The following is a 12,519-nucleotide window of genomic DNA, read 5'->3' on the forward strand; positions in this document are numbered from 1 at the left end:
GCGGCGGCGATGGCCGAGCACGGCCCGCTCTGCGTCGGCATCGACCCCCACGCGTCCCTGCTGGACGCGTGGGGGCTGCCGGACAGCGCCGAGGGCGTGCGCCGGTTCGCGCTGACCGTCATGGAGGCCGTGGGCGGCCGGGTCGCCGCCGCGAAGCCGCAGGCCGCGTTCTTCGAGCGGCACGGCTCCGCGGGCGTCGCGGCGCTCGAGGAGGTCGTCGCGGCGGGCCGGGACACCGGGACGCTGGTCGTGGTCGACGCCAAGCGCGGCGACATCGGATCGACCATGGGCGCCTACGCGGACGCCTTCCTGCGGGACGGCTCGCCGCTGGCCGGCGACGCGCTGACCGTGTCGCCGTACCTGGGCTTCGGCTCGCTGCGGCCGGCCGTCGACCTGGCGCTGGCCACCGGGCGCGGGCTGTTCGTCCTCGCCCTCACCTCGAACCCCGAGGGCCCGGCCGTGCAGCACGCCAGGGACGCCGACGGCGTGGCCGTGGCGGACCGGGTGGCGCGGTCGGCCGGGGCCGCGAACGCCGCGGAGCTGGCGCCGGGCGGCGCGGCCGCGGGGGAGGCCCTGGGGTCGATCGGCCTGGTCGTGGGCGCCACCATCGGCGACGCGGCGGCTCGGCTCGGCGTGGACCTCGCGGCCGTGCGCGGTCCGCTGCTGGCGCCGGGCGTCGGCGCCCAGGGCGCGGGGCCGGCGGAGCTGGCGGCCGTGTTCGGCGAGGCCCGGTCGGCCGTGCTGGCGTCGTCCTCGCGCGGCGTGCTGGCCGCAGGGCCGGGCGTGGGCGCGCTGCGTGACGCCGCCCGCGCGGCGGCCGACGCGGCGGGCGCCGCGCTGCGCTGAGGGCCGCGGACGCCGCGGGGTCGGCGCCGGGACCGGCGGGTCGGCGAGGTCGTCACAACCGGGTGAGGTCGGCGGAAACGAGTGCCGACCTCACGCCGTTGTGACGACCTCACGGCCGCGCGTCGACGTCCCGGGCCCGTTGCCCCGAGCGACGGGCCCGGGACGTCTTTCGACGCGACACGCTGCCGGGACGTGCCGGTTCGCCCGCGGCGTGCCATCCTCGGGAGATGGGCCCTAGGGCCCGGGGCGACGTCGCACCGGGCACCCCGGGGACCACGCATGTTCCATGTCCCTGCCTCCAGACAGTGATGAGAAGGTGACTCACGTGGCACTTCCGACTCTCACCCCCGAGCAGCGCGCAGCGGCGCTCGAGAAGGCCGCCGCCGCGCGCCAGGCCCGCGCGGAGGTCAAGAACCGGCTGAAGTACTCGCAGGGCACGCTGTCCGAGGTGATCGCCCAGGGCCAGAAGGACGAGACCATCGGCAAGCTCAAGGTGCTCGCCCTGCTCGAGTCCCTCCCGGGAGTGGGTAAGGTCAAGGCACGCCAGATCATCTCCGAGATCGGGATCTCGGAGACGCGCCGCGTGCGTGGCCTCGGCCCGCACCAGGTGAAGGCGCTGGTCGACCGGTTCGGGTGACCGGTCGGCCCCACCGACCCCGGCCCGAGGGCCGCACAACTCCAGGAGCACCAGACCGTATGACGACGCCGCGCGCCCGGCTGACCGTCCTCGCCGGACCGACCGCCGTCGGCAAGGGCACCGTGTCCGCCGACCTCCGGGCGCGGTACCCGCAGGTCTGGCTCTCCGTGTCGGCCACGACCCGGCCCCCGCGGCCGGGCGAGGTCGACGGCCTGCACTACCACTTCGTGTCGCCCGAGGAGTTCGACCGCATGGTCGCCGGGGGCGAGCTGCTCGAGTGGGCGGTGGTGCACGGCCGGAACCGCTACGGCACCCCCCGGCGGCCCGTCGAGGAGCGGCTGGCCGCCGGGGAGCCCGCGCTGCTGGAGATCGACCTGCAGGGCGCGCGCCAGGTCCGGACGACGATGCCCGAGGCCCAGTTCGTGTTCCTCGCCCCGCCGTCGATGGAGGAGCTGGTCCGCCGGCTCGTCGGCCGCGGCACGGAGGACGCGGAGGAGCGCGCGCGGCGGCTCGCGACCGCCGAGGTCGAGATGGCGGCCGAGCCCGAGTTCGACCACGTGGTGGTCAACGACGACGTCCGGCGCGCCACGGACGAGCTGGTCGCGCTGATGGGTCTGCCCGCGGCTGTAGACTGACCGGCAGTCCCCACCCCCTTCGACTACGGGAGCCACCGTGTCCGGAACCGTCGCCGAGCCCATCGGCATCACCGACCCGCCGATCGACCGCCTGCTCGAGCGCGCCGACTCCAAGTACGCGCTGGTCATCTACTCGGCCAAGCGCGCGCGCCAGATCAACGCGTACTACTCGCAGCTCAACGAGGGCCTGCTCGAGTACGTCGGCCCGCTGGTGGAGACCCGCCCGCAGGAGAAGCCGCTGTCCATCGCGATGCGCGAGATCGACGCGGGCCTGCTGACGGTCGCCCCGAACGAGGCCTGAGCCTCCCGCGCTGACGTGCGCATCGTCCTCGGCGTCGCCGGCGGCATCGCCGCGTACAAGGCCGCCCACGTCCTCCGGTCGTTCACCGAGGCGGGCCACGACGTCCGCGTCGTGCCCACCCGGGCGGCCCTGGAGTTCGTCGGGCGCGCCACGTGGGAGGCCCTGTCCGGGCACCCGGTGACGTCCGAGGTGTTCGAGGAGGTGCCCGAGGTCGCCCACGTGCGGCTCGGGCGCCAGGCCGACCTTGTCGTCGTCGCGCCCGCCACCGCGGACCTGCTGGCCCGCGCGGCCTCGGGGCGCGCCGACGACCTGCTCGCGGCCACGCTGCTGACCGCGACCTGCCCGGTGCTGATGGCCCCGGCCATGCACACCGAGATGTGGCAGCACCCGGCGACGCGGGCGAACGTCGCGACGCTGCGCGAGCGCGGCGTGCACGTGCTCGACCCGGACTCCGGCCGGCTGACCGGCGCCGACAGCGGCCCCGGCCGGCTGCCCGAGCCGGAGACCATCGCGGCGGCAGCGCTCGCGCTGGTCGACCCGGAGGGCAAGCCCCGGCCGCAGGACCTCGTCGGGCGCACCGTCGTGGTGTCGGCCGGCGGCACCCGCGAGCCGCTCGACCCGGTCCGGTTCCTCGGGAACCGGTCGTCCGGCAAGCAGGGCGTGGCCCTGGCCCGGACCGCGCAGGCGCGCGGCGCCCGGGTGACGCTGGTGGCCGCGAACCTCGGCGTGCGGCCGCCGGCCGGCGTGCGGGTCGTCGAGGTCGAGACCACCGCCGAGCTGCAGGACGCCGTGCGCGCCGCCGCCGCGGACGCGGACGTGGTCGTGATGGCCGCCGCCGTCGCGGACTTCCGGCCCGCCACCGGCTCCGCGCACAAGATCAAGAAGCAGGCCGACGGCTCCGTGCCGTCGCTGGAGCTCGTGCAGAACCCGGACGTGCTCGCCGGCCTGGTCGCCGACCCGCCGCGCGCGGACGGGCGCCGCCAGGTGGTCGTCGGGTTCGCCGCCGAGACGGGCGACGACACCGGCGGCGTGCTCGACCACGGCCGAGCCAAGGCGCGGCGCAAGGGCGCCGACCTGCTCGCGGTGAACGCGGTCGGGGGCGGCCTCGGGTTCGGCGCGGAGCACAACGCGGTCACCGTCCTGGACCGCGACGGCGAGGTCGTCGCGACCGCCGAGGGCAGCAAGGACGCCGTGGCCGACGGGCTCTGGGACACCGTCGTCCGCGTGCTGCCCGCGTGACTCCGGTTGTCCCCGCGCCCCGCTAGCCTGTGCGCATGACCATCGCCGACATGCGCCTCTTCACGTCCGAGTCCGTCACGGAGGGGCACCCGGACAAGGTCTGCGACCAGATCTCCGACGCGATCCTCGACGCGATCCTCGAGCAGGACCCCACCGCCCGCGTGGCGGTCGAGACGATGGTGACCACCGGCCTCGTGCACGTCGCGGGCGAGGTCACCACCACCGCGTACGTCGAGATCCCGCAGATCATCCGGCAGGTCGTCCGGGGCATCGGCTACACGTCCTCCGACATCGGCTTCGACGGCGACTCGTGCGGCGTGTCCGTGTCGATCGGCCAGCAGTCGCCCGACATCGCCCAGGGCGTCGACAAGGCGTGGGAGTCCCGCCAGGACGCCTCCGACCACGACCCGCTGGACCTGCAGGGCGCCGGCGACCAGGGCCTCATGTTCGGCTACGCCTCGGACGACACCGAGAGCCTGCTGCCGCTGCCGATCTGGCTGTCGCACCGGCTCGCCGAGCGGCTCGCGCTCGTCCGCCGCGAGGGCGTGGTGCCCAACCTGCGCCCCGACGGCAAGACCCAGGTGACCGTGGCCTACGACGGCGACCGCGCCGTGAAGCTCGACACCGTCGTGCTGTCCACCCAGCACGGCCCGGGCGTGCACCTGGAGTCCGAGCTCGCGCCGGCCATCGCCGAGCACGTCGTGGCGCCGGTGCTCGCGGACGCCGGCCTGGACCTCGACGTCAGCGACTACCGGCTGCTGGTGAACCCGACCGGCCAGTTCGTGGTCGGCGGCCCGCAGGGCGACGCCGGCCTCACCGGCCGCAAGATCATCGTCGACACCTACGGCGGCATGGCCCGGCACGGCGGCGGCGCGTTCTCCGGCAAGGACCCGTCGAAGGTCGACCGCTCGGCCGCGTACGCGATGCGCTGGGTCGCCAAGAACGTCGTCGCCGCGGGGCTGGCCCGCCGGTGCGAGGTCCAGGTCGCCTACGCCATCGGCAAGGCGCACCCCGTCGGCCTGTACGTCGAGACCTTCGGGACCGAGACCGTGCCGGTCGACCGCCTGACCGCCGCGATCCGCGAGGTGTTCGACCTGCGCCCCGCCGCGATCATCCGGGACCTCGACCTGCTGCGGCCGATCTACCGGAAGACCGCCGCGTACGGCCACTTCGGCCGCGACCTGCCCGAGTTCACCTGGGAGCGCACCGACCGCGTGGACGCCCTGCGCTCCGCCCTGTCCTGAGCCGCCGCGTGCCGGACGGTCCCGCGGCGGGCGGCCCCGTGCCCGAGCAGCCCACGCTGCTGGGGCTCGACGCGGTCGGCGCCGCGGCGTCGTCCGGCGGGCGCGGGTCCGCCCGCGCGCGGCCGCGGCGGCGTGCCCGGGCGCGGGACGTCGACGTCGAGCCGGCCGCCGAGCTGCCGGTCGCCCGGGTGGCCGTCGAGCTCGCGCCCGCGCACCTCGACCGGCCGTTCGAGTACCTCGTGCCGGCCACGCTCGCCGACGCCGCGGTGCCCGGGACCCGGGTGAAGGTCCGGTTCGGGCCGCAGGACGTCGACGGCTACGTGCTCGACCGGGCCGCCGAGCCGGAGCACGACGGCGCCCTCGTGCCGCTGCGACGCGTGGTGTCGCCCGAGGCCGTGCTGACCCCGGAGGTCGCCCGGCTGGCCCGGGCCGTGGCGGACCGCTACGCCGGGACGCTCGCCGACGTGCTGCGGCTGGCCGTGCCGCCGCGGCACGCGCGGACCGAGGGGGAGGTGCCGCCGGCCCGGGGCGCGGGGGGCGAGGGCGCGCCCGACGCGCCCGCGGACCCGGGTGCGCCCGGCGTGGCCGCGGGTGGTGCTGCTCCTGCCGACCCCGCCGTGCCCGCGGGTGGCGCCGCCCCTGCCGACCCCGCCGCGCCCGCTGTGCCCGCCGGTGGCGCTGCTCCTGCCGACCGTGCCGTGCCCGCTGGTGGCGCCGTGCCCGCGGGTGCCACCGTGCCCACCGCCGGCGCCCCGTCCGCCGCGCCCGCGTGGGCGCCCTACCGCGGCGGCCCCGCCTTCCTGGCGCACCTCGCCGCCGGCGGCTCGCCCCGCGCCGCGTGGTCCGCGCTGCCCGGCCCGGCGGGGGAGCGCTGGCCGGACGGCGTGGCCGAGGCCGCCCGCGCCACGCTGGCGAGCGGCCGCGGCGCGCTGGTCGTCGTGCCGGACGCCCGCGACGTCGACCGGGTGTGCGCCGCGCTGGTCGCCGCCGGCGTGCCCGCCTGGACCCCCGACGGCACCGACGCGAGCCACGTGCGGCTGATGGCCGACGACGGGCCGGCGCTCCGGTACCGCGCGTTCCTGGCCGTGCTGCGCGGGCACGCCCGCGTGGTCGTCGGCACCCGCGCCGCGGCGTTCGCGCCCGTCCGGGACCTGGGACTCGCGGTGTGCTGGGACGACGGCGACGACCTGCACGCCGAGCCCCGCGCGCCGTACCCGCACGTCCGCGAGGTGCTCGGCCTGCGCGCGGAGCTGGCGGGCTGCGGCCTGCTGCTCGCGGCGCACGCCCGGTCCACCGAGGTGCAGGCGCTCGTGGAGTCCGGCTGGGTCCGGGCCGTCGCCGCCGACCGGGACGTCGTGCGCGCCCGCACCCCGCGCGTCCGCGCGCTCACCAGCGTCGAGCTGGCGCGGGAGGGCGCCGCCGCGGCCGCGCGGCTGCCCGGCGAGGCGTGGCGGACCATCCGGGACCGGCTCGCCGACGGGCCGGTGCTCGTCCAGGTGCCGCGGGCCGGCTACCTGCCGGCGGTCGCCTGCGCCCGGTGCCGGGAGATCGCGCGGTGCACCCACTGCCACGGCCCGCTCGCGCTGACGTCGGGCGACGGCACCGCCCAGTGCCGGTGGTGCGGGCGGCTGGCGATCCAGTGGCGGTGCGAGGCGTGCGGGAACGGCACGTTCCGCTCCGTGGCCGTCGGGTCCGACCGGACCGCCGAGGAGCTCGGCCGCGCGTTCCCCGGGGTGACCGTGCGGCACTCCGGCGCGCGCTCCGGCGTGCTCGCCGAGGTGCCGGACCGCCCGGCGCTCGTCGTGTCGACCATCGGGGCCGAGCCGGTCGCGCCGGGCGGCTACGCGGCGGCCGTGCTGCTGGACGCGGCCGTCACCACCGGGTCGACGTCGCTGCGCGCGACGGAGGACGCGGTGCGCCGCTGGCTCGCCGCCGCCGCGCTCGTCCGGTCGTCCCGGGACGGCGGCGTCGTGCTGCTCGTCGGTGACGGCGCGGAGCGACCCACCCAGGCGCTCGTGCGCTGGGACCCCGTCGGCCTCGCGGAGCGCGAGCTCGCCGAGCGCGCCGAGGTGCGGCTGCCGCCGGTCGTGCGGGTCGCCGAGCTGATCGGCACCCGGGAGGTGGTCGCCGCCGTGCTCGCGCGCGTCGAGCTGCCGGAGGGGTCCGACGTGCTCGGTCCCGTCCCGCAGCCCGAGCCCCTGGCGCCCGGCTCCGCCGCCGTGCAGGAGTCGCTCGACCCGCCCGTGCGCACCCTCGTCCGGGTGCCCGTCGCGCACGGCCGGGCCCTGGCGCGGTCGCTGGCCGCGTCCCTCGCCGTCCGCAGCGCCCGCCGGGAGGGCGGGTCCGTGCGCGTGCGGCTCGACCCGGAGGAGATGCTGTGACCGAGCCCGTCGACGCCGTCGTGTTCGACCTGGGGAACGTCCTCGTGCGCTGGGAGGCCGAGCGGGCCTTCGACGGCGTGCTGACCGACGACGAGGTCGAGCGGTTCCTCACCGACGTCGACTTCCCGGCGCTCAATCTCCGGCAGGACGCCGGCCGGTCCTGGCGGGAGGCCCGCGACGAGGTCGCCCGGACCCACCCCGAGCACGCCGCGACCGTCGACCTGTACGTCGAGCGGTTCGCGCAGGCCCTGCCGGGGCCCGTGCCGGGCAGCGCCGAGGTGGTCGACGACCTGCGGGCCGCCGGCGTCCGGGTGCTCGGGCTGACCAACTGGTCCGCCGAGACCTACCACCACGGCGAGACCGCCGCGCCGGTGATCGGCCGCCTGGAGGCCGTCGTGGTGTCGGGCCGCGAGGGCGTGGTGAAGCCGGACCCGCGGATCTTCGCGGTGCTCGCCGAGCGGCACGGCCTGGACCCCGCGCGGACCGTGTTCGTCGACGACAGCCCGGCGAACGTCGCCGGGGCCGCGGAGCTGGGGTACCAGGCCGTGCTGTTCACGGGCGCCGCGGCGCTCCGGGCGGACCTGGTCGCGCGGGGCGCGCTGCCGGGCTGACGCGGGGCGGCGGGCCGCTCGGCCGGGCTGACGCGGGGCGGCGGCGCCTCGCCCGGACCCATCGGCGCCCCGCTCGACCGGCGCCCCGCCCGCCCCGGCCCGGCGCTCTGCTTGGATCGGGGCCATGGCCAGCCGCTACGTGAGCGACAACGTCCGCGCCAACGTCAGCTTCGCCGTCGCCCTCGCGGTCGCCGTCGGGGTCCTGGCGATCCGGGGCGACCGCCTCGGGCTCGGTCCCGGGGCGGCGGCGATCACCTTCTACCTCGTCATGTGGCCCGTGTTCACCGGGGTGTACCTCGTGTGGACGCACGCCACCTACGCGCGGCGCGGCCCGCGCGGCCTGGTGGCCAGCGCGTGGCGGGAGCGGGACCTCGGGCGGCGCTGGTGGAACCGGCTGCTCGGCTACGGCGGTGCCGCGAGCTGGACGATGGCCGCCGCCGTCGTCGCGGTCGCCGTGACGATCCTCATCGCGCAGGACCCCGGCTACCGCCAGGACTGGACGTACATCGGGCTCGGCCTGGTCAACGTCGCGTGCTCCTGGGCGCAGATGGTCTACGCCTTCACCCTGCAGTACCTCCGGCTCGACCAGGGGCGGCGCGACGACGGCGAGCGGCACCTCACGATCGACGTCGAGGGCGACGCGCAGTTCGGCGACTACCTCACGCTCGCGGTGCTGCTGTCCGCCATGGCGGCGACCGTCTCGGGGCACATGCGGTCGCGGGCCGCGTGGACGCTGGCGCGCACCCACGTGCTGCTGGCGTTCGCGTTCAACTCGGTGGTGGTCGCCATGATGGTGTCCCTGCTGTTCGGCGGGCTCGGGTCCTGACCGGCCCGGCACTAGGATCGGTGCCCATGCGCCTGCTCTTCGCCGGGACGCCCGCGGTGGCGCTGCCCGCCCTGGACGCCCTGCTCGACTCCCGCCACGAGGTCGTCGCCGTCCTCACCCGCCCCGACGCCCGCGCCGGCCGAGGCCGGACGCTCACCCCGAGCCCGGTGAAGGAGCGCGCGCTCGAGGCCGGGATCGAGGTGCTGACGCCGGCCACGCTCCGGGACCCCGAGGCGCAGGCGCGGATCGCCGCGATCGCCCCCGACGCCGCGCCCGTCGTGGCCTACGGCAACCTCGTGCCGCCGGCCGTCCTCGGCCTGCCGCGGCACGGCTGGGTCAACCTGCACTTCTCCGTGCTGCCCGCCTGGCGCGGCGCGGCGCCCGTGCAGCACGCGATCATCGCCGGCGACGAGGTCACCGGCGCGTCCACGTTCCTGCTGGAGGCCGGGCTCGACACCGGGCCCGTGCTCGGCACGCTCACCGAGACCATCCGCCCGCTCGACACCTCCGGGGACCTGCTCGGGCGGCTCGCCGAGGCCGGCTCCGGCCTGCTGGTGAAGACCCTCGACGCGCTGGAGGAGGGCATCCTCACGCCCGTCCCGCAGCCCGCCGACGGTGTCAGCCTCGCGCCGCGGCTCACCACCGAGGATGCGCGCGTGCGCTGGCAGCACCCCGCGATGGCCGTCGACCGCCGGGTCCGCGGCTGCACCCCGGCCCCCGGCGCCTGGACCACCCTGCCGGACGGCGCGCGCCTGGGCCTCGGCCCGGTGCGGCTCGCCCCCGAGGTCACCGACCTGGCGCCCGGCGCCGTGCGGGTCGGCCGCGGCGAGGTGCTCGTCGGCACCGGCACGCACGCCGTCCGGCTGGGGGAGGTGCGGCCGGCGGGCAAGCGCGCGATGGCCGCGGCGGACTGGGCGCGCGGCGCCCGGCTCGACGAGGGCACCGTGCTCGGCCGGGACGACCGGGCGGGCCACGCGGCCACGGCCGGCGCGCGCGGCCCGGAGGCGGGCGCGTGAGCGGCGAGGGCGCCGGCCGGGGCGGGCGTCCGGCCGGCGGCGGCGGCGCCCCGCGGCGCGACGGCGGCGGGCCGCGGCGCCCGAGCGGTTCCGGTCCGCGACGCGACGGCGGGAGCACGGGCGGCCCGCGCCGCGAGGGGGTCGGCGGCCCCCGCCGCGACGGCGACGGCGCGTCCGGCCAGCACCGCGACCCGGCCGGCCAGCACCGCGACGCGGCCGGCCGCCAGCGGCCCGCGTCCCGCCAGGCGCCGCGTGAGCGCACCGCCGCCGCGCCGTCCGCCCGCCGCCGGTCGTCCGACCCCGCGCGCACCGCGGCGTTCGACGTGCTGCGCACCGTCGCCGACTCCGACGCCTACGCGAACCTCGTCCTGCCGCCGCTGCTGCGCGAGCGCGGCATCCGCGGCCGGGACGCGGGCTTCGCGACCGAGCTCGCCTACGGGACCCTCCGGCTGCAGGGCCGGTACGACGCGGTCCTCGCGCAGTGCACCGGGCGGTCGCTCGACCAGGTCGACCCGCCGGTGCTCGACGCGCTGCGGCTCGGCGCGCACCAGCTGCTCGGCATGCGGGTGCCCCCGCACGCCGCCGTGTCCGAGACCGTGGGCCTCGTGCGCGAGCAGGTCGGCGCCGGCCCCGCGCAGTTCGTGAACGCCGTGCTGCGGGCCGTGTCCCGCGAGCCGCTGGACGTCTGGCTGGAGCGCATCGGCGACGCCGCCGACCCCGGGGGCACCGACGCCGTCGCCCGGCTCTCGGCCGTCGACAGCCACCCGGCCTGGGTCACCCGCGCCCTGCGAGAGGCCCTGGTCGGCCACGGCCGGGACGCCGCCGAGATCGGCGACCTGCTCGCCGCCGACAACGAGGCTCCGCGGGTGTCGCTGGTCGCCCGGCCCGGGCTCGCCGACCGCGACGACCTGCTGGCCGCCGCCGGCCCCGACGCCACGCCGGGCCGCTGGTCGCCGACCGCCGTCACGCTCGCGGGCGGCGGCGACCCGGCCGGGCTGTCCGCCGTGCGCGCCGGGACGGCCGGCGTGCAGGACGAGGGCAGCCAGCTCGTCGCGCTCGCGCTGGCCGACGCGCCGCTCGACGGTGCCGACGCGCGCTGGCTCGACCTGTGCGCCGGGCCCGGCGGGAAGGCCGCGCTGCTCGCCGCACTGGCGGGCGAGCGCGGCGCCCGGCTCGTCGCCAACGAGGTGCAGCCGCACCGCGCGCGGCTGGTCCGCCAGGCGGTCGCCGCGGCCCCGGACGGCGCCGTCGAGGACGTGCGGGTGGGGGACGGCCGCGAGGTCGGCGACGCCGAGCCGGGCGGCTACGACCGCGTGCTGCTCGACGCCCCGTGCACGGGCCTCGGGGCGCTGCGCCGTCGACCGGAGTCGCGCTGGCGGCGGACGCCGTCGGACCTGGCCCAGCTCACGGCCCTGCAGCGGGACCTGCTCGGCTCGGCCCTCCGCGCCGTGCGCGTCGGCGGGGTCGTGGCGTACGTGACGTGCTCGCCCGTGCTCGCGGAGACCCGGCTCGCCGTGCTCGACGCCACCCGCGCCGCGCGCAGGGCGGGCCTGGAGGTCGAGGTGCTCGACGCGCCGGCCGTGCTGCACGGCATCGCGCCGGGGCTGGACCTGCCCGCGCGCGAGGACGCCCAGCTCTGGCCGCACGCGCACGGCACCGACGCGATGCACCTCACGCTGCTGCGCCGCACGGCCTGACGACGCCCCGCGCGGCCTCCGGCCGGCCGGCCCCGGGCGCCGACCCCGGTGCGGACCGGGGCTCGCCGGGGCGACCGGCGGGCCCCGCCGCGCGCCGATACCCTGGGCGGGTGCACGCGCAGATCAGCCCCAGCATCCTGTCCGCCGACTTCACCAACCTCGAGCGCGACCTGCACCGGATCAGCCGGGCCGACTGGGCGCACGTGGACGTGATGGACAACCACTTCGTCCCGAACCTCACGCTCGGCCTGCCGGTCGTGAAGCGGATCATCGAGGTGTCGCCCGTGCCGGTCGACGTGCACCTCATGATCGAGGCCGCCGACCGGTGGGCCGTCGACTACGCGCACGCCGGCGCCGCCTCCGTCACCTTCCACGCCGAGGCCACGCAGGCCGCCGTGCGGCTGGCCCGGGAGATCCGGGCGGCCGGCGCCCGGGCGAGCATCGCCCTGCGGCCCGCCACGCCGGTCGAGCCGCTGCTGGACCTGCTGCCGGAGTTCGACATGGTGCTCGTCATGACCGTCGAGCCCGGGTTCGGCGGCCAGGCGTTCATCGAGGGCACCCTGCCCAAGATCCGCCGGCTGCGCGCCGCGATCGACGAGCAGGGCGCCGGCACCTGGATCCAGGTCGACGGCGGCGTGTCCCGCGGGACGATCGAGACCGTGGCCACCGCCGGGGCGAACGTGTTCGTCGCCGGGTCGGCCGTCTACGGCGCCGAGGACCCGAACGCGGAGATCGACGCGCTGCGCGGTCTGGCGGACGGCGCGCTGGCGCGGCGCTGACGGACGGGCCGGGACCCCGGCCCCGCCGGGCTGCGTGGGGCCGACGCCCCACGGCCGCGCACCCCGCGCCGCTCGCGCCGCGGCGCTCGCGCCGCGCCACCCACCCCGCGCCGCTCGCGCCGCGCCACCCACCCGCGCCGCCCGCCGCGCCACCCACCCCGCGCAGGCGGGAATGCCGCGTGTGGCATCATCGTTCGGTAGAACACACACACGTGCTCCGGGGTCGGTGAAAGTCCGAGCCGGCGGTGACAGTCCGCGACCCGCAGACGCCTCACGGCGCGAGCGGTTGACCTGGTGGAACTCCAGG

At 78.0% G+C, this 12,519-nt stretch carries 12 protein-coding genes; all 12 read left to right on the forward strand.

Features of this window, described 5'->3' with window-relative positions:
- Nucleotides 1-9: 9 nt before the first annotated feature.
- Nucleotides 10-846, forward strand: coding sequence for an orotidine-5'-phosphate decarboxylase (gene pyrF, locus VER05_RS10540; protein WP_324845318.1), 837 nt, complete (start codon nucleotides 10-12; stop codon nucleotides 844-846).
- A gap of 325 nt (nucleotides 847-1,171) precedes the next feature.
- Complete coding sequence (gene mihF / locus VER05_RS10545) at nucleotides 1,172-1,483, forward strand: integration host factor, actinobacterial type (protein WP_324845308.1); 312 nt, start codon at nucleotides 1,172-1,174, stop codon at nucleotides 1,481-1,483.
- A gap of 59 nt (nucleotides 1,484-1,542) precedes the next feature.
- On the forward strand, nucleotides 1,543-2,118 hold the full coding sequence (gene gmk / locus VER05_RS10550; protein ID WP_324845309.1) for a guanylate kinase: 576 nt from the start codon (nucleotides 1,543-1,545) through the stop codon (nucleotides 2,116-2,118).
- Between the two features lie 37 nt (nucleotides 2,119-2,155).
- Nucleotides 2,156-2,419 (forward strand): DNA-directed RNA polymerase subunit omega, encoded by a 264-nt coding sequence (gene rpoZ / locus VER05_RS10555; protein ID WP_147793607.1) that lies wholly within the window; start codon nucleotides 2,156-2,158, stop codon nucleotides 2,417-2,419.
- A gap of 15 nt (nucleotides 2,420-2,434) precedes the next feature.
- Complete coding sequence (gene coaBC, locus VER05_RS10560; protein WP_324845310.1) at nucleotides 2,435-3,658, forward strand: bifunctional phosphopantothenoylcysteine decarboxylase/phosphopantothenate--cysteine ligase CoaBC; 1,224 nt, start codon at nucleotides 2,435-2,437, stop codon at nucleotides 3,656-3,658.
- A gap of 35 nt (nucleotides 3,659-3,693) precedes the next feature.
- Complete coding sequence (gene metK, locus VER05_RS10565; protein WP_324845311.1) at nucleotides 3,694-4,902, forward strand: methionine adenosyltransferase; 1,209 nt, start codon at nucleotides 3,694-3,696, stop codon at nucleotides 4,900-4,902.
- Between the two features lie 38 nt (nucleotides 4,903-4,940).
- Nucleotides 4,941-7,283 carry a primosomal protein N' gene (locus VER05_RS10570; RefSeq protein WP_324845312.1) on the forward strand — a complete coding sequence of 781 codons (2,343 nt, stop codon included), beginning with the start codon at nucleotides 4,941-4,943 and terminating at the stop codon, nucleotides 7,281-7,283.
- Nucleotides 7,280-7,894 carry an HAD family phosphatase gene (locus tag VER05_RS10575; protein ID WP_324845313.1) on the forward strand — a complete coding sequence of 205 codons (615 nt, stop codon included), beginning with the start codon at nucleotides 7,280-7,282 and terminating at the stop codon, nucleotides 7,892-7,894. The genes VER05_RS10570 and VER05_RS10575 overlap by 4 nt, the downstream gene beginning before the upstream one ends.
- A 124-nt stretch (nucleotides 7,895-8,018) precedes the next feature.
- A complete protein-coding gene (locus VER05_RS10580) occupies nucleotides 8,019-8,720 on the forward strand; it encodes a DUF1345 domain-containing protein (RefSeq protein WP_324845314.1) in 702 nt (233 codons plus the stop codon).
- 26 nt (nucleotides 8,721-8,746) lie between these two features.
- Nucleotides 8,747-9,736, forward strand: a complete 990-nt coding sequence (fmt, locus tag VER05_RS10585; RefSeq protein ID WP_324845315.1) for a methionyl-tRNA formyltransferase — start codon at nucleotides 8,747-8,749, stop codon at nucleotides 9,734-9,736.
- Nucleotides 9,733-11,433 carry an RsmB/NOP family class I SAM-dependent RNA methyltransferase gene (locus VER05_RS10590; protein ID WP_324845316.1) on the forward strand — a complete coding sequence of 567 codons (1,701 nt, stop codon included), beginning with the start codon at nucleotides 9,733-9,735 and terminating at the stop codon, nucleotides 11,431-11,433. Before fmt ends, VER05_RS10590 begins: the two co-directional genes overlap by 4 nt.
- Before the next feature lie 110 nt (nucleotides 11,434-11,543).
- On the forward strand, nucleotides 11,544-12,212 hold the full coding sequence (gene rpe / locus VER05_RS10595) for a ribulose-phosphate 3-epimerase (protein WP_324845317.1): 669 nt from the start codon (nucleotides 11,544-11,546) through the stop codon (nucleotides 12,210-12,212).
- The last annotated feature ends 307 nt before the right edge of the window (nucleotides 12,213-12,519 follow it).

Source organism: Cellulomonas sp. (assembly GCF_035634735.1).
In the GTDB taxonomy this organism is placed as follows: domain Bacteria; phylum Actinomycetota; class Actinomycetes; order Actinomycetales; family Cellulomonadaceae; genus Cellulomonas.

What these genes read in the sequence shown, in the direction of transcription:
- pyrF (WP_324845318.1), top strand. Translation starts at nt 10, where the DNA reads ATGGCCGAGCACGGCCCGCTCTGCGTCGGCATCGACCCCCACGCGTCC.
- gmk (WP_324845309.1), top strand. Translation starts at nt 1,543, where the DNA reads ATGACGACGCCGCGCGCCCGGCTGACCGTCCTCGCCGGACCGACCGCC.
- metK (WP_324845311.1), top strand. Translation starts at nt 3,694, where the DNA reads ATGACCATCGCCGACATGCGCCTCTTCACGTCCGAGTCCGTCACGGAG.
- VER05_RS10580 (WP_324845314.1), top strand. Translation starts at nt 8,019, where the DNA reads ATGGCCAGCCGCTACGTGAGCGACAACGTCCGCGCCAACGTCAGCTTC.
- fmt (WP_324845315.1), top strand. Translation starts at nt 8,747, where the DNA reads ATGCGCCTGCTCTTCGCCGGGACGCCCGCGGTGGCGCTGCCCGCCCTG.